The organism is Pseudoalteromonas shioyasakiensis (genome assembly GCF_001550135.1).
Classification (GTDB): domain Bacteria; phylum Pseudomonadota; class Gammaproteobacteria; order Enterobacterales; family Alteromonadaceae; genus Pseudoalteromonas; species Pseudoalteromonas shioyasakiensis.
On the sequence record NZ_LRUE01000022.1, the window covers coordinates 123,946 to 144,775 of the forward strand.

The following is a 20,830-nucleotide window of genomic DNA, read 5'->3' on the forward strand; positions in this document are numbered from 1 at the left end:
CAACTGCTGGGCTTTTTCGTTTTAAATTCGCATTAAGACTTTATTTGTACCAAATCAAAATCGGCCATACCAGGCACCATTTGTTGTAATCGTGATTCGGTGACATCTAATGAGTTCAAACACTCACAATACTCAGAGGCTTTCATCTCTAATTGCTCTGCTTTCTTTTGTAGTGATTTATCAATTTCTTTTGAGATGATATCCATACGCTGCCCCATATCATTGATACGGTCTTCGATGTTACCTTCGCGCGATTTAAAAGCATCGCCTAACGAGACTAAAATAGCGCCAAGTGAGCCATGCACTGCAGAGTGAATTTTTTGGCTGATTTCTTTGGTAAAAAAGTCATCTATTTTCGACAGCGACTGCGGAGCAATAAAGAAGAAGTCATCACCACGCTTAAATTTATCCATCAGCGCACGCTCAACATATTGCAGCTGAGTTTTTAGTACTTCGGGCTCTTTGTCTGACATGCCCTCAACAACTTGCTCGATGGCACTTAAGCCAAGGTTTACACCATCGGTCGCCAAGTCAACAAGTTCAGGGACTGTTTGCCTGATACCGCGGCTGAACTGCTCTACAACTTTGCTTTCATCTGGGCTTAAATCAACCCAATAACCTCTTATAAACAATTGGTTATCGTTATTGATCTGTACGCGAGTTTGACCTTTATCAACAATACGAATGACATCATCAGTGATTATTAAGCCATGGCTTAGCTCTACATCGCATTGTTTTTTTTCTAGGGTTGCGTAGCTGGAAAAGCTAGAGAATGTAATGGCCGCTGCTAACAACGAGCGAGAAAAGAACGCCATATACACCTCAAAAAGACAAAAAAGGAAGGCCGCTAGATTAGCAAATATCCAATTTTATGCAAGTAAAACGCCTAGCTATGCTAGGCGTCTTAAAAGAAAGGTGGATTAAATTGGTGAACCCGGTGGCATTGGCAACACTTTAAAGTTTGCAGGCCATTCACCGCTTTCTAAAAACAAGCTGATTTGCTCGCTTAAGTATTGCTTAAATGCACTGTTACCAACGGATGCACTGCCTAGCATTGATTCTTGTTGGTAACTCTTTGCAAGTTTAGCTAAGTAGTAACGAAGCTGTGCTTGTACTTCGGGTGCCACCTCATTGCTTGCCACTAAGTCAGCAAACTGTTTCGCCGTTAAAAGCTGCACACGTTGGCTAATTTTACCTGCCATCCCTGAAGCAATTTTTTGCTCAAAAACTTGCTGATAAGTTTGTGCTAATAGCGCATCTAAACCATAAAATGCATCGCTTCGTGCTTGCTGCTGCGCCAAACGGTTAATGCGTTGGCTATTGAAAAGTAGGCTCAAGCTATGTGCTGCAGCAACCTCAGGCAGCGCCATAGCATCAAGCGTTAGTCCTGTGCGACCAACAATACTTTCGCGTGATTTAGATTCTCCATATGCTTTTGGTGGAATAAGCGCTAATATTGACTCAGGTAAAACAAGGTTTTCGGCTTTTAGCGTTGCAAGTAAGGCATCCACTGCTGCTTGTTGCGTTTGCTTTGCCACAACCTGTGCCCCTTTTGGTTGTGAGCCATCACGTACTTCGTACTCATAATTCACACCAGCAATTAGTTTAACCGCAGCTTCTACTTGATAGCGATGGAACAAATAAAGTGGCACCAGTATTTCTTCTAGTTGTGATAAAGCAGTGCCTGTTTTGATGTTTTCGATACCAAAGCTCGTCAGCGCTTGTTTGCGAACATCAAGTACACGCATTAGCTCATCACTTGGTGAACTGCCGTTATCCCATAAATGCCCTGTTGGGTGAGCACCACCTTGAGCGCGGGCATCACTGTCTGAAATAAATTCCAGCCCTTTGCTTTTGTTTTCAGCTAAAATTGCGGCCAATTGCTGTGCTTCATTTTGATTGGTGAAGTCGCTATAACCGTATTTGACCACTTGGGTATCCCACACGCCCATGCCAGTAGCATAGCCTCGACTTACATCTAATTTACCTTGCTCATTAAAGCTCAGTAGTGGGTGTGGATAATCCATCACAGAGGCTCTGTCTGCCACTGACGCTGCAAAGTTATGCGAAATACCTAAAGTATGCCCGACTTCATGGGCACTTAATTGACGAATACGATCAAGTGCCATGGCTTGTAAACGCTTAGCCACTTCATTGCCTTCAAAATAGGGAGCTGCTAATGCTTCCGCAATTAGGATGTCTTGACGAACACGCAGTGAACCCAGTGTCACATGACCTTTGATGATTTCACCTGTTCGAGGGTCAATCACTGAGCTGCCATACGACCAACCACGGGTTGCACGGTGCACCCATTGAATTACGTTGTAGCGGATATCCATAGGGTCTGCATCATCAGGGAGCACTTTAACAATAAATGCGTTCTTATAACCTGCTGCATTAAAGGCATCATTCCACCATTTAGCACCATCAAGTAACGCTGTTTTAACTGGCTCTGGGACACCCGGATCTAAGTAATAAACAATCGGCTCAACGGGCTCGCTGATTGGCAGGCTCGGATCTTTTTTCGCTAAACGATGACGCGGGATGTAACGCACATACATAGACTCACCCAGCGCTGCCGCATAATCTTTGTGCTCAATGCTCCAAAAACCTGCTTGGGGGTGGAATTTGCGAGGGGTGTAGTTATCGTCCGGTAACTCAATTAATGAGTGATGCATATGCACTGTCAGTGCATAAGGGTCTGCACTCACTTGGCGTACATACTTACCTGGGTTATTACCTTGAAAAGTAAGCACGGCTTCTAATTCAGTATTTTTTTCAAACGCTTTTGAGCGTGCTAAATATACCGCACTGCGGTTGCTATCTAAGTTAAAACTTCCCTGCCCGGTTGCTGATAAACGACGGCTTACACCATGAACATCGCTTAATAAATAAGGGGTGTAATCCACAAGTACCGCAGTGTCTGACTGAGCTACAACACTAAAGCCCGCTAAAATACTTGATGCGAACGCCTCTTTAATACTTTGTTGTTCCGCAAGGTTATTAGTATTAGCACGGTAATAAGTATTAATAGCTCTTAACATCACTTTATCGCCAAAACGCTCAAATTGAACTAAGTGAGTATCGCCTAACTGACCGCGATCTAAGCCAATATCATTTGAACCAACACCGTAAGGTAAGCTTTGTTGTAATAAAAATTGTTGCTCGAGTTTATCCACCTCAAGATACAATTTGCCGTTTTCTGTGTCGTAGTAAAATGAAAAATAGCCTGAAAAATGAGTCATTTTTTCAGTAAAATCATTTATAGACTTAATTGCTGCGTGTGCTTGAGTTATCATAGTAAGTAGCACAGCTAAGAGCAGATATCGTAGTAATGGTATTTTTTGCATAATCTTATCTTTGTTATTCGCGTTTTAAATACTGTATAGGTATTAAGCAGTATAAAGTACCGCCAAGAAAAATCAGCTATTTAAGACGAAATTCAGCGCTTGCTAAGACATTCTCTCTCACACTAAAAATGTCTGGCTACAACGTTATCAGGAAAATAGAATGCGTAGACTCCCACCGGTATTGTTAGAAGATGGTTGCCCTCGTGAACTGATCTCATTGATCAGAACGGTACTTGCGGCATGTAAAGAAATTTCATTTCGTGTTGGTCAAGGCGCCCTATCTGGCGTATTAGGCTCAACCCTAGACGAAAACATTCAGGGTGAAACACAGAAAAAACTCGACGTTCTAACTAACCAACTTTTAAAAGATATTTTATTAGAATCGGGCTACGTAAAAGCCATTGCCTCTGAAGAAGAAGATTTCACCGTTGCGGGTAATCCAGATGCCAACTACATTGTTGCATTCGACCCACTTGATGGCTCATCAAATACTGATATCAACTCACTCGTTGGTACGATTTTCTCAATTATGGCGGCGCCTGAAGGGGCTGTTCCGGCTGATCCTAGTATTTTTATGCAACCGGGTAAAAACCAAGTTGCAGCGGGTTATGTATTATATGGCCCATCAACCGTGCTGGCGTTAACAACCGGCAAAGGCACACGCTTTTTCACCTTAGATAAAACGCACGGTACCTTCTTATTAACGCAAGATTTTGCAACCGTACCTGAAGAGACTAGCGAATTTGCAATCAATGCTTCAAACCAACGCCATTGGCAACCAGCAATGCAAAATTACATCAATGACTTAATTGCTGGTGATACTGGACCGCGTGGTCGTAACTTTAACATGCGCTGGATTGCTGCAATGGTAGGTGATGTGCACCGTGTATTATGCCGTGGTGGTATTTTTACTTACCCAACCGACACGAAAGATCCAAATAAACCTAACAAATTACGTTTATTATACGAAGCAAACCCAATGGCAATGTTAATCGAACAAGCTGGCGGTATTGCCTCAACAGGCACTGAGCGCATCATGGACATTCAACCTGATGCTATTCACCAACGTGTGGCGGTGATCTTAGGTTCGAAGAACGAAGTGGAAACCTGCTTAAGCTACCATAAATAGCAAGCAGTAAATGCCTTAGGCTGAAAGGTATAAAATTCTTTCAGCCTAAAGTCACTGCTAATAACTTCTTTAGCGTACTTGTACTCAACTCACCCATTTGCTCGTTATTACTTAGCGCATAAATAGCCCCTTCAACGGCACTTTCGTCGATGTCTTGCCTAGACTCTACTACGTTTGCCCAAAGTTCTAATTCATCGATATCTATTTCGCCGTCTATAACACGCTGTAAAACCTGGCAGAAAACATCTTGCGTCAGAGTATAGATACCACCTTGCGTGTCTGGAGTACTGGTAATTACTGAGATTGCCTCAAATCGGTTATCACCAAAGCGGGCAAACTCATCTAATGCGTCTAATTTATCCATTTGCTATGCTTACCTTTTCAATCTCAAAGCATCTTTTTATTTAATGACAACCCTTACTTGCTCACAATGCAAAGCAACGCTTAACTGCCAAGCCGACAATATTAATGCCTGTTGGTGTAATGAGCTGCCCAACATTTTACCACTCGATGAGGCTGCAACAGAATGTTTATGCCGAGACTGTACTATAAAAAAGATCAATTCATTTTTATCTAAACTTTACCAACAACCTCTTGAACAGCAGCTTGCCTTTGCTAAGCCTTATTTTACTCAAGGTAATTTAATAGAAAATCTCGATTACACCATGCAAAACAACTACATGGTATTTAGCCGCTGGTTCTTTTTAAAACGCGGCCATTGCTGTAGTAATGGCTGTACTCATTGCCCTTATTCCGACAGCTAATCCCTTACAGAGTATTTATTCAATTATTTTGCATTTAATTGCAAATAACGCATGGACGATAAGAATAAAAATACATTATAATTGGATATAAATTCACTAAATCATCAATTTTTAAGCTTAAATCACTAGTAATGTCTATTTTTTAAGCATAAATTTACTGTAACTAAGTCGGAATCAATCATGAACACTTTTAAGCCTGCTCTACTTGCAAGTGCAATTTCTGCAGTTTTAATCAATAGCAATATGGCGTTTGCTGCAGAAGATGCTATCGAAGTTGATAAATCAATTGAAACTATTCAAATTACTGCAACACGACGTGCAGGCTCTGTGCAAGATGCACCGCTTAATATCACAGCGCTCAATGGCGATGTAATTAGCGACCAAAACATTGGCGATCTAGAAGATGTCGCACGCTGGGTACCTGGCTTAACAATTTCTGATCAAGGTGGTCGTGAAGGTTCTCCGATTATCGTTCGTGGTTTGAATACAAATACCTCTGACCGTATTTCTGATAGTGGCACAGTGGCAACCTATGTTGGTGAAATTCCACTGAGCATCGACTTACGTTTAACTGATGTTGACCGTGTTGAAGTGCTAATTGGCCCACAAGGTACACTGTATGGTGCAGGTACTTTAGGTGGTGCAATTCGTTACTTACTAAAGCAACCTGAGCTTGATATCACCGAAGGTAAGATTACAGGCGATGTATTTAGCATTAACGAAAGTGACGGCACTGGCGGTGAGTTTGGTGCTGTATTCAATACCCCGCTAATTGAAGAAAAACTAGCGCTTCGTGCTAGCTTAAATTATTACGATAACCCTGGTTACATTGACTACACTCACGTGGTTCAAGAACCGGGTGTATCAAACCCAAACCCTGACTTTTCAGACAGCAGCGATGTAAATGCCAACTTAAAAAGCGTAAGCGATGTTAACGATGAGCAAATCACCACAGCACGTTTATCACTGCGTTGGCTTGCAACCGAAGATGTTGATGCAACGCTAAACTACTTTTATCAAAAGCAAGAAAATGGCGGTAACTCGACATCGCAATACGGCTCACTTGCTGATAGTAGTGCACTACAAGGTGTCCCAGGAAAGTACGAAAACGTAGCTCGTGTACTTGAGCCTGGTGAAGAAGAAAACGATTTATTAAGTTTAGAAGTAAAAGCAGATCTTGGTTTTGCTGAGCTGGTATCTGCATCTGGTTGGTCTAGCTATGAGCAGTCTGGTCAGCGCGATCAAACTGATCTACTTTACGATATTTGGTCAGGTTATGCCGACTTCCCTTCTTTTGTTGGCTACACGCACGATACCTCAGATCGCGATACATTTACGCAAGAACTTCGTTTAGTTTCAAATAGTAATAGTGCTTTTAGCTGGATTGTAGGCGGCTTCTACAACAAAGTAGAAAGTTACTCTGATGATCGTGAGTACACGCCGGGTCTGACTGAGTACTGGGGTGGTGGTATTCCAAATGTTGAACAAGACCTTGAGTACATTCTAATTTCAGATAGCGAAACCACTGAAAAAGCACTTTTTGGTGAAATCGGCTACAGCATCACAGATCAGTTTGATGTAACTTTAGGTGCTCGTTTTTACGAATACGATGTATCAACAACATCAGGCTCTGCAACGCCGCTTTATTCTGGTGATTTTGATTCACTAGATAACCTTGTTATGGAAAATGTGAGCGCTAGTGATAACGGTAACTTATTTAAGTTTAATGCTAACTATACATTCGATAATGGTGTACTTGCTTACTTTACTGTGAGTGAAGGTTTCCGTATTGGTGGTGGTAACGGTATTGCTCCTTGCCCTGATGTATTACCTGAGCAACAAATAGTTTGTGCCCTGCCAAACGAAGAAGATTACAAACCAGATACAACAGTCAACTACGAGCTAGGCTTTAAGTCATCATGGTTACGTAACCGCCTACACTTCAATGCTGCACTATTTAATGTTGATTGGAAAGATGCGCAAGTAGGTAGTAGCACTGTAAATGGCCAAGAGCTAATTACCTCAAATGCAGGCTCTGCTAATTCGAAAGGTGTTGAACTTTCTACTCGCGCAATGATTGGTGATAATTGGGCTGCATATGCGACATACGCGTATGCAAAGGCTGAATTGACCGAAGATGCACCTTACTTATTTGGTGTGTTAGGCGATGACTTAGCACAGTACCAAAGCTACTATGATGGTGCTAAAGGCGACCGTTTACCGGGCGCTCCTGAGCATCAATTCTCGTTTGGTCTTCGTTACGAGCAAGATGTCTTAGGTGATAAGTTATTAAGTGTAAACTACGGTATCACAGCGCAAAGCAATGTGATCACCAAAGTAGGCCTAAAAGCAGACGGCGAAGTATTACCTGGTTATGCACTAAGTAACTTATCTGCCAAAATTACTGGTGATATGTGGTCTGCAACGCTTTACGTAGACAATTTATTCGATAAATATGCATTCACTTCTGTACGTCGTGATAAGTCTTGGGCAGGTATGTCACAATATACTGAGCTAAACAAAGAACTACCTGAGCTACAGCGTGTTTATGGTCACTACACCACAGCGCCTCGTACTATCGGTATGAAGTTTAGCTACAACTTTGAGCTGTAATTAAACATACCCATAAAAGCCTTGCCACCTTTAGGCAGGGCTTTTTAATACCTGAAAATAATTAATTGGTATACTATGCGCTTATGCTAAATGATACCCAACAAGCGCTTCGCGCTCATATCCAACAGTTGTTAAACAACAAACAACTAACCGATGCACATCACTTACTTGTGCAGCGCCTAAAACAAAATCCTGAAGACCATGTTTGTTACTTTTTACTCAGCGAAGTCAACACCGCAGCTGGCGATATCACCAAAGCGATTAAGCTCCTTGAAAAAGCCCTAAGCCTAGCCCCTTTTGCAGTTTATCATTTAGCACTTGCCAGGTTATACGTACTGTTAGGCAAAGTAAGTAATGCAGCTGTACATTATCAAAGCGCATTACAAACAGCTGACTTTAGTGGCGCAGACTTTGATACATTAGCCAACATTGCGACCCGTTTAGGGCATTATGACGACGCTCTTAGCTTCCAACAAGCAGCCTACCAGCGCAATAAAGATAACCCACAAATTAGCTATAATTTGGCAGTGTGTTATAAAATTCACGGACTGTTCGATGAAGCTAAAAGCTTGCTTCAGCAACTAACCACAAAGCAACCTAGCTTTTATCAAGCCCACTATTCGCAGGCTGAACTCAATACTGTTATAGATGCAGAGCAACATATCCAAAAACTACAAGCCTTGGCGGATAAAGAAAAAAGCATTGTTGAACAGCAAGTGTATTTTCATAGTCTTGCTCTTAATTATGAGCACCTAAATGACTACAAAAATGCATTTAAATACTTTGCACAAAGTAAGCAAGCGATAGCCAGTAAACTTAACTATCAAGCAAGCCAACACCACCACTTTTGTCAAAAGCTCATTACGCAAAGCAAACAACAAGCACCTGCAAGTAGTGACTCTGAGTTCTTACCCGTTTTTGTTGTTGGCATGCCCCGCTCTGGCACAACCTTAGTTGAAAAAATCCTTAATCAAAGTACACAACTGCAAGGGGTTGGGGAGTTAAATGATATTGCACAACTCATACAATTCGCCACGCAATCAGCGCGTGTAATAGACAGCGAAATGCTCGATAAGGCATATGAATCTGAGGCAATAAAAACAGCACTGGCTAGCTATCAACAAAGAGCTGAGCTACTAAGTGGCGGCCTAAGAAGTTGTGACAAACAGCCATTTAACTTTTACTATATTGATTTTATTTTAGCGGCTTTTCCTAATGCTAAAATCGTTTGTATGCAGCGGGGCTGGCAAGATTGCAGCATTGCCAATTTTAGACAGATGTATAGCCCGCAAAGTGTGTTTCATCACTACAGTTTTACACTTGAAGATATTGCCTCGTTCTATCAAGATTACTCGGCATTAGTCAGTCATTTTGCCAACAAGTATCCTGAAAATGTTTTTTTGCAAAGCTATGAGCAATTGGTGGCAGAGCCTACTCAACAAACTCAGAAGCTCTATGCGTTTTGTGATTTAAGCTGGCAGGAAAACTGCCTGACTTTTTATAAAAGTAATGCAGCATCAGCCACGGCGAGTAAAAAGCAAATCCGCCAGCCACTGAATAAAAACAGTATCGGCAGCTGGCAAAATTACGCTGAGTTTATTGGTGCGGACCTGTTTCAATAGGTAGGTCGTGACGAGCGCCCCACTCACTCCATGAGCCATCGTAAACACGTAAGTTAGCGTAACCGCATTCATCGGCACACAATGCAATTGCACAAGCGGTTACACCTGAACCACAACTAAACTGCAACTGGGTGTGATGCGGCGCTATGTGTTGTTCAAATAATGCCTGCAATTCGCTAAGGGGTTTAAGCTCACCGTTATTTAGCACTGTTGCTAGAGATAAACTGCGACTATTTGGAATATGGCCACTGCGCATACCTTCGCGCGGCTCAGCGTGTTCACCGGTAAAGCGCTCATAAGGGCGAGCGTCGAGTGTTAGTGTGCTTTGTTCGTCAAGTGAGTTAAGTACTTGCTCAGCATTGATAAAGTAATCAGCGCGCGGGCTGGCAACAAAGTTGCCTTGACCAGTAGCGGCTGAATAGCTTGCTTGTGTAGCAAAACCAAGTGCCAGCCACTTAGCTAAACCGCCACTTAAAACTTTTACGTTATCAAAGCCCATGGCTTTAAACATCCACCACGCACGCGCTGAACTGAATAAGCCTTGGTCTTCATAAATCACAACTAGAGAGTCTTGGTTAACACCAGCAAGCTGCATATGTTCTGTGAACTGCTCGCTACTGCACATCATGCTTGGTACAGGGTTACTGTTATCTGCCAGCGTCTTTTTGAAATCAAAACGCTGTGCATTAGGAAGCATAGCCTTAGGCGCATACTCACCCGGTAAACCAGGACGTACCATTCCTGCATCGAAGATAACCAAGTTATCCTGGCTTAAATGCTCGTTTAACCATTCTGGCGAGACAATGTTCTTCATTAGCTTTCCTTTTGCGATAACTGTGCAAATGTATCTTGTTGAGTTAAGCGCTTTTCGACCGCTTCAACATGCTCAGTTGTACATTCTTTCCAAACACCAGGCAAGCAATACACATGCTTTAAGTAGGTAAAAAACTTATCTCTCAGAATACTGTTAGACTGCCAGCCATTTTGTAGTTTTTCTAAGCACTTAATCAAAGTCGCTTGATCACTCGCGTGTAGTACAAGCTCATCAATGTTGTAACAAGCAAGCCCTAAGGTAATCACTTTTTTATCAAGTAATAAAGATTCTAAGCCAACGGTCGAGTTAATAGTGATCACGGCTTCAGCGCCATTGATAAGCTCTCGAGTACAATTTCCGTTAGCAAAAACGGCAACATCATTTCTATCGTACAAGTGCTCATAGTGCTTATGCCATGAAGGATGTTCTTTAAAAACGACTTTAAGTTCTGGATCATTTAACTGTTTTACAGCTGAAACAACAGCATAGTAATACTCTTCCATTGACTTAAGCCATGGAGAGTAGCAAGCTATTTGAGTATCGTGTGGAACTTGAAATGGCACAAATAAGTATTTTTTGGGTAACTCGATTGCGTCAAACTTACAGCGCTTTTTATGATTCGCTCTTGGAATTAAATCAGGCGCAGAAAATGGCAACTTCCCCTGCGGATCAAAGTTTAAATAGAATTGACTATCTCGCGGTACAGAAGCCGCAAAATTAATACCTTTTGGATCTAAGCTTGTTGTTCCGGGCAGTAACCCATTTTCATAGTAATAGGTGGTCACTCCTAAAGCCTTAGCAGCCATACAAACAGTAACATTCGGTAATTTATTACCATTCCAAATGACTAAAGCTTGTGGCGATTCTGACTTCAATAAATCATAATACTTAGCGAACCGACACCGCTCCACAAGCAGCATCAAAGCAGAGTAACTTTTAATTATTAGCGGGTTATTCCATAAACTATTACGCGCTTGTTTCCGTAATAGTTGCTCCGCAATTATTTTACTAAAATCATACTTAGTCGTATTTTTGATGTATTTCAGAGCACCAAATCTTGGTACCCCCATCGTGTGCACTTTGCAATTTAAGGGTAACTTCTCAATTAGTTCTTTGTAATAGCGGGCGTGTACATTATTGCGAGAGATAAATAGAAAAGACATGCTTTAAGCCATACATTAAATAATTCTGTTGAAGTTTAAGGACTACAGTCAAAGAATGCAATAAAGTAAAAATTTAATATAAACAATAGCTAAATATCAATTACCTCAGGGCGAAGTGGTGCTAAGCGACTAAGGATTTTATTTTGTACCGTTTGCGGGATCTGTTGTTCGTCCATAGCATTAATCAAAAGCTCTACCACACGGTTAAAGTCTTTTTCAGGGATATTCATTCCTGTGTGGATATCAACCATATTGTCGCCTTTGTATTCACAAGGACCGTTGGTGACGCTACACAAATGAGTAATAAAACCTTGTCGAAAATGGGCGACATTCGTTTGTTTAAAATAAGCTAAAATTTGTTCGTCACGGCCTATTTGATTAATAAAACTATCAACCAGTTTTTCAACTCCTTGTTCGCCATTAATTTGCTGATACAAGGTGCTATTGTTGCTACTTGCACAACCAACTAACATAACGGCAAATACAAATGTAAAAAGTGTTTTCATCATTACCAATACCCTGTTACAGAAAGATACCAACCTGTTTGATCCTTAGCCCCAGCAATACTTCCTAAGTCTAACCAAGCAGCAGTCACGCTAACATACTTATTAGGAAACCAAGCAACAAACACATCCTGCCAATCTTGCTCCCCTAAGCCTAGGTTATTGGACTTTTCACGATACTCAACACCAACGGCTATTTGGTGGGTTAAAAACACAGCTGTCGATGCTTCAAATAACAATTCTTTATCGCTATCAGGGCCGCCAAAGCCTAACAAGCCAAGCTGATTAGCATCGCTATAACGAAAGGTGGTGTTCCAAAACCAGTTATACCCAGCAAGCGCGCCCAAATGTAATTTACTAGCAGCAAGGTATACATCGGTACCGCTGGTATCTTTGGCGCCGAGTAAGTTTGCGATACTGCCGTCATCAAGTGATTTATGTTGTACACCCAAGCTCAACTGCGGCCATTTACTGTAAACGATATCGCCGTATAAGCGTACTTTTGCCCCTGTAATTGATTGCTCAATATCGGTATTTAATGCGGGAACTTCGAAGCGTTGCTCTGCGTAACTAAATTCAACGCGATCATAAATATTTAGCTGCGCGCCACAAACATCTAAGCGGTAATCACTCACATCAGCGCGGCTGCAAAAACCATTTATTGCTATTTCATCATCACTTGCATAGCCTGCAAGCTGCGCCCAAGGGACAATACCACCACCCGCACTACCTTCAACTTGTGAGACACCAGGCGTTGCTAGTAATTTACCCGATGCAGCTAATCCTGAACTTGCAAAACCGAGGCAAGCCAGACAAAACAACCAATTAAGACGCTTCATTGTACACCTCTAACCACTGCAAAAACTGCTCTGATTTTAGTGGCCTACTTAAATAATACCCTTGTGCATAATCGCATTTATTTTGCACTAAAATATCCAGTGAATTTTTGTTCTCAACCCCTTCAGCAACAACCGAAAAGCCCAGCTGATGACCTAGAGTCACCGTCGATTGCACTATGTATTGATCTTGACGTGACTGATCTAATTGCAAAATAAAACACTTATCAAGTTTTAGCTCATCAATCGGTAATGACTTTAAACGCCCAAGCGATGTTTGCCCTACACCATAGTCATCCAACGAGATTTTAACCCCCAAGGTTTTGAGGTTTTCTAGCGCCTTAATACCTTGCTCTTCGTTCTCAATCATATCGCGTTCTGTAAGCTCAATTGTGATCAAGCGCCCATTAACAGCATGTTTTTCTAACTGTTTAGCAAGGTGCGAGTAAAAGCTTGGGTATGCAATATCTTGCGCAGAGACATTAATTGCAGCCTGCATAGTAATACCTTGCTGTTGCCATGCTGCAACTTGCGACACTACGGTTTTAACAACCCAAGAAGTTAACTCAACAATCACCCCCGATTGCTCTGCTAAATCAATAAACAGTTCTGGTGAAACCCACTGACCGTCTTTGCGCTGCCAGCGGATTAACGACTCAACTTTATCAATGCTATTAGTTTTAATATTTAGTTTTGGCTGATAGGTCATGAACAGCTGACCGTCATCATCAACAAGGGCTTGCTTAAGTTCATCAATTATTGCAAGGCGCTCAAGATGCTCTTCGTCTTCACCTTCTTGATAATAATGAATAGTTTTATGCTCGCAAGATGCGGTATCAACAGCAATTAACGAACGACGCATTAAGTCCTCAGGGCTGACATTTTGCGAAAGGCAATGCACCACCCCAACACTAAAGCGTAACGTAATATTTAAGCCTTGAATTAAGTAGCCAGCCTGTAACTGAGCAACTAACTTCATTACCGCATCTTTAAACTGTTTCGTTTCATCTGCTGGCAATAAAGTTAAAAACTCATCACCGCCAATCCGAGCATTAACACCATTATGATGAGCTGAGTATTCACCAATACGCTCAGCAACCGCTTTTAAACAATCATCACCAATACGCGGACCTAATTTATCATTGATATGACGAAGGCCGCGGATATCTATAGCAACCAGTGTGTACTCAGCTCCTTCGGCAAACAAGTTTTCCATATTTTCCAACATAGCAGAACGGGTATAAAAACCGGTTAATGAGTCATGGCTAGCTTGAAAACTTATTTGCTGTTCACGCTCTTTGATGTCGTTACCCATGTTGTTAAAGGCATCAATTAAAGTGGTGATCTCGCTACTTTGCTTTTTACCTACAAATTCAGCTTTATAATTGCCACGGGCAAATTGCTGTGCAAGTAAAGTAAGCTTTGAAAGCGGTGTTGTGAGATTTTTAGCTAAGATACCACTGGTCAATACGCCTATCACAACAGTAATAGCAGCAAGCACAATAATGGTGAAAAACAGCTGTTCAAACTCACGATAACTCTGGGTTAAATCAGCACTTAATAGCACAGAAACTAGGTGTCCGGGCAAAGATGGAAGTTCAACCAGGCGGTTTCTATAGACCGGCTTTTCACCAAATATGCGCTGCGTTGTCTCGTTATTAAAATGCGCTAATACAGAGGTGCTTTGTGGTTGCTTGGTCAGCGATGTTTCTACAACACCATCATCTTCACCAATAAAACTCACATCCATTGTGGTGAGGTTTTTAAGCTCTGCAGCAACAAGGTCGTTAATCTCGAATCCCACTAAACTGTAGGCAACAGTTCGAGGTGCGCGCACCGGCAGTAAAATAACTTGGTAAAGGGTTTGATCAAGTACAATGAAATTTGATTGCTCAGCATCAATGAGTAATTCATTCATCAATGCAGAAAACTCATCTGGCCTATGATTAAATTCAGTATTTGCTGAAACCAATTGCCCTGATAAATCCACAAGCAACATCAAATCAGCATTTATTCGACGACTGTGGTTATTCAATACACTACTAATGGTATCGGCGTCTTGAGTTGCGACCGCTTGTTTAAAGCCAAAATCTGCGGTGAGGACCTTTGCAGCCGTTAATAGCAGGCTCTCTTTAGCGCTTAAATATTGCTTAAAAACATTTTCAGCAACATTAATATCTTCACGTAGCTTTTGATCGTTAAAGCGATTTGTCGACCACCAAGAGCTCGCTAAACTTACTAAACTAGTTAATAAAACCAGGCTTACGCATAAGGCTATGATCCGCCCTCTTAAACTATGAATCATTATCTGCCTTAAACATCTCACCAAACGTATTACGCGGTGCAGGTTCATTCGTATTAATTGTAATATCAGCGACTTGCTCAGTTACAGTGACTGATAATTTTTTATTGATTTCACTTGCTTGGTTTGGGTGCCAAATCGTTATGCTAGTTGGAACAGTAATACCTTTTAATTGTACTTTGCCATCCTCTGCTGTTTTTAGTGTATTAGCGCTATTTGCGACATAGATATAACCCACCATAGAGTCGTGAATATTACAGCCTAAGACTACAACTCCGCTGTTATCAAACAACTCTGGTTTTTCTGGACGGTCAGCGTAAAGCTTAATATTAAATGGTTTAGCACTTGAAAAAGAATAAACATGATGGCGGATATTATCGCTATTAGGAAAATCAACAGACTGCCCTTGTTGTATCACCAATACATTAGGTGAAAATTGTTTATCAACCTGGTCCATTATCGCTATGGGTAATTGCGTGCTCGGTGAGTTCGCATTATTTTCTAATTCGATGACAGCATCAGCCAAAGGCTTACCAAATTGATCACGAACGGTAAATGAAATATCAGCAGCGAATGCAGTTGCTGCGCTGCACAGAACTACAAAAGAACATACCGTGCGAGCACAGTGCGCAAAAAACGTCATAATTGAACCTTGCTTAGCCTAGTTTGCTAATAAGTATAGATTAATCTTAGCTTAAGTTAATGAGAGAGGGTATGAAAAGCAAGAAAAAAGCCAAGCAGTTTTACTAGAAAACCAACTTGGCTTTAATAATATTGACTTAGAGCATATCTAAGTTAAAAAAATAGCAATTAATTGTGCTTAATTAAGCCGTATTCTTTATCTAAAATAGCGATTACTTCACTACGTGGGTCGCTTGGAATAGTAATTTCTTGACCAATGATTTTACTCGCAATGCCAACGTAAGTATCAGACACTTCAAGCATCACTGATTCTGGCAAGGTATAGTCTTTAGCAAGCTGCTCACGCTCGTCCATGCGGTCTTTATTTAATAACACATCGCTGTCTGGCACGTTATTAATTAATAGCTGGCGGAAACCCTCTTTTGAGTTTTCAATGATTTTACCGTCACGGTAAGCTGGGCCATCCCAGATACGTGACGAATCAGGCGTACCCACTTCATCAATGTAGATAAGCTTATCTGAACCATCAATGTCTTCAACATAACCAAATTCAAATTTAGTATCGACAAAGATTTGGTCTAGCTGTGCAAGTTCATCACTGATCAGCTTAAAACCTTCAACAAGTAGTTGCTCATATTTAGCGACATCGTCTTCAGATTTGAAGTTGAAAACAGCTAAGTTATTGGTGATGTTTTCACGGGTAATGTTCACATCATCTACTTCAGGAATATCAGCAACACCTGTGATAATGCCTTTCGTTGATGGCGTAATTAACACTTCATCTAGCTTTTGGTTCGCAGCAAGTCCCTCTGGTAAATCAATACCACAGAAATTACGCGTGCCTTTCGCATAATCACGCCACATACTGCCAGTAATATATTGGCGAGCAATGGCTTCAACTTTCACAGTGCTTGCTTTACGCACAATCCATACATAAGGGTGTGGAATATCAACAATATGGTTACCAGCAAGGCCTGCTTTATCAAATAACTTAAACCAATGAGATGCCACAGAGTTTAGCGCGATGCCTTTACCAGGCACACCATTTAAACCGTTTTCACCTTGCCAAATACAATCAAACGCAGAAATACGGTCAGAAATAACCATAATAGCTAGCTCAGTTCCTTTTGGAACTTGATAACCTTTTTCATTAATTAAACGAGCGCTGTCTTCATCAGTTAACCAATAAACTGAACGCACTTTACCACTGTGTACCGCACCTTTAGTACGGATCGGTAAATCATCGTTTACGTCTAAAACTTTATAGCTAGTCATGCTATCTCCGATAGTATTTGGCATGCTCTTGTGAGCACATGTATGGGATTGGGGTTATGGCCGCCTATAATAATCTAGACGCTTTGAAAGCTCAATCATTGCACTATCATCAGCAGCCTGCGGATGTAATAAAAACCATAAAAATTTAAACTTTCAGTAATTTTGCTGTCATAAACATTATTTCGCTATACTAGTGCCCTCGAAATAGGAGGTTTTCTTGGATTACTTAGCAGCTACCGCAGAAAAAAAATATTTAATGTTTATTTCGCAGAACTATTCGTACGCGATCTTACGCCCATTGCAACGGGAGATTTTAGCTCGTGGTGGTGAAGTTAAATGGTTTTTCTATGGTGATGAAGTTAATCAGAACTTCCTTCGTTCAGATGAATCGTGTTTAGAAACTATAGATGATGTAATCCAGTGGCAGCCAGACATTTCATACATTCCCGGGAATGTAATTCCAAACTTTATCCCAGGAAAAAAAGTAGCTGTTTTTCACGGCTTTAATTCTGGAAAACTAAATCGAAAAGGATACGAAGATCATTTTAACATCCGAGGCTGCTTTGACCTGTATTGTACCCAAGGCCCTAATACAACTTCTAAGTTTGAGAAACTAGCTAAAAAGCATGGTTTCTTTTTAACTAAAGAAACAGGTTGGCCTACTCTAGATCCATTATTTTCAAAAATAGAAAACAATCCATACGTAGATGAAGGCGATAAAAGGCAAACTCTTTTAATTTGTTCGACTTTTTCAAAACGCCTGTCTCTTGCACCTAAATTATACGAACAAATAAAAGCGTACAGTGAGCAAGGTAAATGGCGAATTTTGGTGCAATTTCACCCGAAAATGCCAAGTGAGCTTGTTGAACGATACAAGGCTCTACAAAACGACAATCTAACTTTTGTCGAGACAGATAATGTACTACCACTCTTACAAGCTGCTGATGTCATGCTGTGTGATACCTCATCTATTTTGCTTATGTTTATCTTACAAAGAAAACCCGTCGTGACGTTCTGCAACCAAGCACCTGGCGAACACCTTATTGATGTCACAGATGTCAATAAACTAACTGAAGCGATTGATTATGCCTTCACACGACCTGCTGAATTAATGGCGAAAATTGAGCACTTCTGCCAGCAACTGCATCCATATCAAGACGGCTTATCGAGTCAACGTGTACTTGCTGCTAGCAATGAATTACTATTGAGCAACCCTGCACTTAAGCCGAAACCACGTAATTTTATTCGTAATTTTAAAATGCGTAGAAAATTAAATTACTGGCGATGGTAACAATTCATAGGTCGTTATGATCACGCTTGAAAATGTGCTTTTTAAATGGCACGCAAAACAACCCGAGCCGACGATCAATATTACTAAGCTAGATATTGATCAAGGCGAACATGTTTTTCTTCACGGTCCGAGTGGTTGTGGTAAATCAACGTTATTATCATTGCTTGCTGGCGTCACAGTACCAACACAGGGCAATATCGAGCTGCTTGGTAAAGCGATTAACCAACTTAGTAATAGTAAACGGGACCGTTTTCGTGCCGACCATATTGGCTATATTTTTCAAAACTTTAATTTACTACCTTATTTATCGCCTATTGAAAATGTGACTTTGGGTTGCCAATTTTCAAAGCAAAGGCAAAAAAACGCATTAAAAAATAGTGCAACAATAGCCGCTGAAGCAAGCCGCTTACTGAGCGCTTTAGGGCTAAATGATAACTTGCAGCATCAAGCAGTTGCACAGCTGAGTATTGGCCAGCAACAAAGAGTTGCCGCAGCGCGAGCCTTTATTGGCAGCCCTGAAATTATTATTGCAGATGAACCTACCTCAGCACTCGACACACAAAATCGCCAAGCATTCGTAAAATTGTTATTTGAGCAGGCAAGCGCAGCAAATAGCACGCTAATTTTTGTTAGCCATGATGAAACATTACAAACGCTATTTACCCGCAGTATCAGCCTTGTTGAGTTACAAGGAGGCACAGATGCTACTCATTAAACTCGCCACAAAAAGTTTATTAAACCGAAAGGCCAGCGCCCTACTCACCCTATTTACCATTGCTATCAGCGTAATGTTATTGATGTCGATTGAGCGGGTTCGAGTTGATGCTAAAAGTAGCTTTAGCAATACAATTTCTGGCACTGATTTAATTGTCGGTGCGCGTACCGGTGATATCCAGTTGCTGCTGTCTTCGGTATTTCGCATTGGTCATGCTAATAATGGCGTGAGTTGGAAAAGTTACCAATACATATCAGGGCAACGGGGAGTGAAATGGGCTATTCCTATGTCACTTGGCGACAGCCATAAAGGTTTAGCTGTACTTGGTACAAATAAAGACTATTTTGAGCACTATCGCTTTGCTAAAAAGCAGTCGTTGAGCTTTTCACAAGGCCATGAATTTAATCACTTATTTGAGGTTGTATTAGGTGCTGAGGTTGCCAATACTCTTGGCTATCAGCTTGGTGACGAAGTGGTGATTGCGCACGGCATGGGCAATACCAGCTTTCATAATCATGACGATAACCCATTTAAAGTGGTCGGTATTTTAAATCCAACGGGCACACCTGTTGATAAAACCCTGCATATTCCACTTGCAGCAATTGAAGCGATTCATGGTGGTCATGCTCATCAGCATGAAGCCGCTCAGGCTGATGCAAATGACCACGACCACGACCACGACCACGACCACGACCACGACCACGACCAGCATGATGATGTTGATTTAGTTGGCACACCAAAACAAATAACCGCTTTTTTACTTGGTTTCGATTCACCACTTTATACCTTACAAGTGCGTCGTAATATTAACCAATACAAAGATGAGGCACTGCTAGCCATCATGCCGGGAGTTACTTTGCGTGAACTATGGGAAATGCTCTCTATCGTTGAAAAAATCTTGCTGTTATTTTCTATCGTCGTGGTGCTGATCAGTTTGCTTGGCATGTTAACGAGCCTGCTTTCAAGCTTAAATCAACGCCGCAGAGAACTTGCTATTTTGCGCTCTGTTGGCGCAAGACCTTGGCATATTTTCACCTTGATCAGTGTAGAATCATTACTCATTACAGGGCTTGGCTGCATTGTTGGTATCGCATTATTCTATGCTTTAATGCTACTCGGCGCAGATTACTTGCAAAGCCATGCCGGAATAAGCCTAAATATAGCCTTATTGTCATCCTATGAACTCATGCTTTTAGCTGCGATAATGGTTGCAGGCTTTATTGTTGGGTTAATTCCCGCAACTCGCGCGTATTTCTACTCTCTTGCTGATGGTATGAGTATTAAAATTTAAGGAATGTTATGCCGTTTTTTCGAAAATTCGTCGCTTTAGTCGCATTAGTTGTGTGTGCTGGAGCTAATGCTGGCGCACCTAAAGAAATCTTCTGGGAAGATTTAATTCCAAAAGGTCATGTGCAAATCGATACCCAAGCGCAAGCAAACCATGAAGGCTCAGAACAAAACTGGGTGCAACCAGACCTTGATGCTCCCGTGGTAAAAGAACTTAATGGTCAATCAGTAAGTTTGCCTGGTTTTGTTGTTCCCCTTGAAGGCGACAGCGAAGTGATCACCGAGTTTTTATTGGTACCTTACTTTGGTGCTTGTATTCACGTACCACCACCACCGCCAAATCAAATTGTGCATGTCACGATTAAAGACGGCGTACCAATCGAAAGCCTATACGATGCGATTGTCGTGACTGGCGTTATCAGCACCGAAACCTGGTCTGGTGAAATTGCTCAAGTCGGCTATAAAATGAAAGCCGTTGGTGTAGCACCATTTGAGTTATAAGTTTTTAAAGAGCATGCTTTTGC

18 protein-coding genes are annotated in these 20,830 nt (G+C 41.4%); 8 read left to right on the top strand and 10 right to left on the bottom strand.

The genetic code is table 11. The annotated features are described in order from the left end of the window. Window positions 1-32: 32 nt before the first annotated feature. Window positions 33-815: a YggN family protein gene (locus PASHI_RS17075; RefSeq protein ID WP_054551020.1), complete on the bottom strand. Its 783-nt coding sequence runs from the start codon at window positions 813-815 to the stop codon at window positions 33-35. A 105-nt stretch (window positions 816-920) separates the two neighbouring features. Beyond that, the gene (locus tag PASHI_RS17080) at window positions 921-3,350 is read right to left on the bottom strand and encodes a zinc-dependent metalloprotease (protein WP_062566460.1); all 2,430 of its coding nucleotides are present in this window, start codon (window positions 3,348-3,350) and stop codon (window positions 921-923) included. Window positions 3,351-3,510: 160 nt separating this feature from the next. Between PASHI_RS17080 and PASHI_RS17085 the strand changes: the two genes are divergently transcribed. Beyond that, complete coding sequence (locus PASHI_RS17085; RefSeq protein ID WP_062566461.1) at window positions 3,511-4,479, top strand: class 1 fructose-bisphosphatase; 969 nt, start codon at window positions 3,511-3,513, stop codon at window positions 4,477-4,479. A gap of 40 nt (window positions 4,480-4,519) precedes the next feature. Here the strand turns inward: PASHI_RS17085 and PASHI_RS17090 are convergent, their stop codons facing one another. Then, complete coding sequence (locus PASHI_RS17090) at window positions 4,520-4,843, bottom strand: hypothetical protein (RefSeq protein WP_062566462.1); 324 nt, start codon at window positions 4,841-4,843, stop codon at window positions 4,520-4,522. A gap of 43 nt (window positions 4,844-4,886) precedes the next feature. On the opposite strand from PASHI_RS17090, the gene PASHI_RS17095 reads away from it, so the two are divergent. From PASHI_RS17095 to PASHI_RS17105, 3 genes are all read left to right on the top strand, one after another. Next, window positions 4,887-5,243 carry a DUF5522 domain-containing protein gene (locus tag PASHI_RS17095; RefSeq protein WP_062566463.1) on the top strand — a complete coding sequence of 119 codons (357 nt, stop codon included), beginning with the start codon at window positions 4,887-4,889 and terminating at the stop codon, window positions 5,241-5,243. Between the two features lie 180 nt (window positions 5,244-5,423). Continuing rightward, a complete protein-coding gene (locus PASHI_RS17100) occupies window positions 5,424-7,856 on the top strand; it encodes a TonB-dependent receptor (protein ID WP_062566464.1) in 2,433 nt (810 codons plus the stop codon). An 83-nt stretch (window positions 7,857-7,939) separates the two neighbouring features. Further along, window positions 7,940-9,478 (top strand): tetratricopeptide repeat-containing sulfotransferase family protein, encoded by a 1,539-nt coding sequence (locus tag PASHI_RS17105; RefSeq protein ID WP_062566598.1) that lies wholly within the window; start codon window positions 7,940-7,942, stop codon window positions 9,476-9,478. On the opposite strand, the gene PASHI_RS17110 is transcribed toward PASHI_RS17105, so the two are convergent. The 7 genes from PASHI_RS17110 to PASHI_RS17140 form a co-directional block, all read right to left on the bottom strand. Continuing rightward, window positions 9,453-10,292: a sulfurtransferase gene (locus PASHI_RS17110; RefSeq protein WP_062566465.1), complete on the bottom strand. Its 840-nt coding sequence runs from the start codon at window positions 10,290-10,292 to the stop codon at window positions 9,453-9,455. The genes PASHI_RS17105 and PASHI_RS17110 overlap by 26 nt on opposite strands. Further along, window positions 10,292-11,167, bottom strand: coding sequence for a capsular polysaccharide export protein, LipB/KpsS family (locus tag PASHI_RS17115; RefSeq protein ID WP_240701459.1), 876 nt, complete (start codon window positions 11,165-11,167; stop codon window positions 10,292-10,294). The genes PASHI_RS17110 and PASHI_RS17115 overlap by 1 nt, the downstream gene beginning before the upstream one ends. A 377-nt stretch (window positions 11,168-11,544) precedes the next feature. After that, on the bottom strand, window positions 11,545-11,964 hold the full coding sequence (locus PASHI_RS17120) for a group I truncated hemoglobin (protein WP_062566467.1): 420 nt from the start codon (window positions 11,962-11,964) through the stop codon (window positions 11,545-11,547). Next, a complete protein-coding gene (locus PASHI_RS17125) occupies window positions 11,964-12,797 on the bottom strand; it encodes a DUF3034 family protein (RefSeq protein ID WP_058585872.1) in 834 nt (277 codons plus the stop codon). Before PASHI_RS17125 ends, PASHI_RS17120 begins: the two co-directional genes overlap by 1 nt. Beyond that, window positions 12,784-15,099: a bifunctional diguanylate cyclase/phosphodiesterase gene (locus tag PASHI_RS17130; protein ID WP_062566468.1), complete on the bottom strand. Its 2,316-nt coding sequence runs from the start codon at window positions 15,097-15,099 to the stop codon at window positions 12,784-12,786. Before PASHI_RS17130 ends, PASHI_RS17125 begins: the two co-directional genes overlap by 14 nt. Continuing rightward, window positions 15,089-15,739, bottom strand: coding sequence for a methylamine utilization protein (locus PASHI_RS17135; protein ID WP_062566469.1), 651 nt, complete (start codon window positions 15,737-15,739; stop codon window positions 15,089-15,091). The genes PASHI_RS17130 and PASHI_RS17135 overlap by 11 nt, the downstream gene beginning before the upstream one ends. 167 nt (window positions 15,740-15,906) lie before the next feature. Then, window positions 15,907-17,013: a phosphoribosylaminoimidazolesuccinocarboxamide synthase gene (locus tag PASHI_RS17140; RefSeq protein WP_062566470.1), complete on the bottom strand. Its 1,107-nt coding sequence runs from the start codon at window positions 17,011-17,013 to the stop codon at window positions 15,907-15,909. 217 nt (window positions 17,014-17,230) lie between these two features. Between PASHI_RS17140 and PASHI_RS17145 the strand changes: the two genes are divergently transcribed. The 4 genes from PASHI_RS17145 to PASHI_RS17160 are packed head-to-tail and all read left to right on the top strand — an operon-like array spanning window position 17,231 to window position 20,807. Next, entirely contained in the window at window positions 17,231-18,304 is a 1,074-nt protein-coding gene (locus tag PASHI_RS17145; protein ID WP_244269411.1) for a CDP-glycerol glycerophosphotransferase family protein, read from the top strand. Between the two features lie 16 nt (window positions 18,305-18,320). Next, window positions 18,321-19,019, top strand: a complete 699-nt coding sequence (locus PASHI_RS17150) for an ABC transporter ATP-binding protein (RefSeq protein ID WP_054561016.1) — start codon at window positions 18,321-18,323, stop codon at window positions 19,017-19,019. Beyond that, entirely contained in the window at window positions 19,006-20,310 is a 1,305-nt protein-coding gene (locus PASHI_RS17155) for an ABC transporter permease (protein WP_062566471.1), read from the top strand. The genes PASHI_RS17150 and PASHI_RS17155 overlap by 14 nt, the downstream gene beginning before the upstream one ends. A gap of 8 nt (window positions 20,311-20,318) precedes the next feature. Beyond that, complete coding sequence (locus PASHI_RS17160; protein WP_054552700.1) at window positions 20,319-20,807, top strand: DUF3299 domain-containing protein; 489 nt, start codon at window positions 20,319-20,321, stop codon at window positions 20,805-20,807. Window positions 20,808-20,830 lie beyond the last annotated feature (23 nt).

What these genes read in the sequence shown, in the direction of transcription:
- PASHI_RS17140 (WP_062566470.1), bottom strand. Translation starts at nt 17,013, where the DNA reads ATGACTAGCTATAAAGTTTTAGACGTAAACGATGATTTACCGATCCGT.
- PASHI_RS17085 (WP_062566461.1), top strand. Translation starts at nt 3,511, where the DNA reads ATGCGTAGACTCCCACCGGTATTGTTAGAAGATGGTTGCCCTCGTGAA.
- PASHI_RS17075 (WP_054551020.1), bottom strand. Translation starts at nt 815, where the DNA reads ATGGCGTTCTTTTCTCGCTCGTTGTTAGCAGCGGCCATTACATTCTCT.
- PASHI_RS17090 (WP_062566462.1), bottom strand. Translation starts at nt 4,843, where the DNA reads ATGGATAAATTAGACGCATTAGATGAGTTTGCCCGCTTTGGTGATAAC.
- PASHI_RS17130 (WP_062566468.1), bottom strand. Translation starts at nt 15,099, where the DNA reads ATGATTCATAGTTTAAGAGGGCGGATCATAGCCTTATGCGTAAGCCTG.
- PASHI_RS17135 (WP_062566469.1), bottom strand. Translation starts at nt 15,739, where the DNA reads ATGACGTTTTTTGCGCACTGTGCTCGCACGGTATGTTCTTTTGTAGTT.
- PASHI_RS17160 (WP_054552700.1), top strand. Translation starts at nt 20,319, where the DNA reads ATGCCGTTTTTTCGAAAATTCGTCGCTTTAGTCGCATTAGTTGTGTGT.
- PASHI_RS17100 (WP_062566464.1), top strand. Translation starts at nt 5,424, where the DNA reads ATGAACACTTTTAAGCCTGCTCTACTTGCAAGTGCAATTTCTGCAGTT.
- PASHI_RS17150 (WP_054561016.1), top strand. Translation starts at nt 18,321, where the DNA reads ATGATCACGCTTGAAAATGTGCTTTTTAAATGGCACGCAAAACAACCC.
- PASHI_RS17095 (WP_062566463.1), top strand. Translation starts at nt 4,887, where the DNA reads ATGACAACCCTTACTTGCTCACAATGCAAAGCAACGCTTAACTGCCAA.
- PASHI_RS17125 (WP_058585872.1), bottom strand. Translation starts at nt 12,797, where the DNA reads ATGAAGCGTCTTAATTGGTTGTTTTGTCTGGCTTGCCTCGGTTTTGCA.
- PASHI_RS17080 (WP_062566460.1), bottom strand. Translation starts at nt 3,350, where the DNA reads ATGCAAAAAATACCATTACTACGATATCTGCTCTTAGCTGTGCTACTT.
- PASHI_RS17155 (WP_062566471.1), top strand. Translation starts at nt 19,006, where the DNA reads ATGCTACTCATTAAACTCGCCACAAAAAGTTTATTAAACCGAAAGGCC.
- PASHI_RS17105 (WP_062566598.1), top strand. Translation starts at nt 7,940, where the DNA reads ATGCTAAATGATACCCAACAAGCGCTTCGCGCTCATATCCAACAGTTG.
- PASHI_RS17110 (WP_062566465.1), bottom strand. Translation starts at nt 10,292, where the DNA reads ATGAAGAACATTGTCTCGCCAGAATGGTTAAACGAGCATTTAAGCCAG.
- PASHI_RS17120 (WP_062566467.1), bottom strand. Translation starts at nt 11,964, where the DNA reads ATGATGAAAACACTTTTTACATTTGTATTTGCCGTTATGTTAGTTGGT.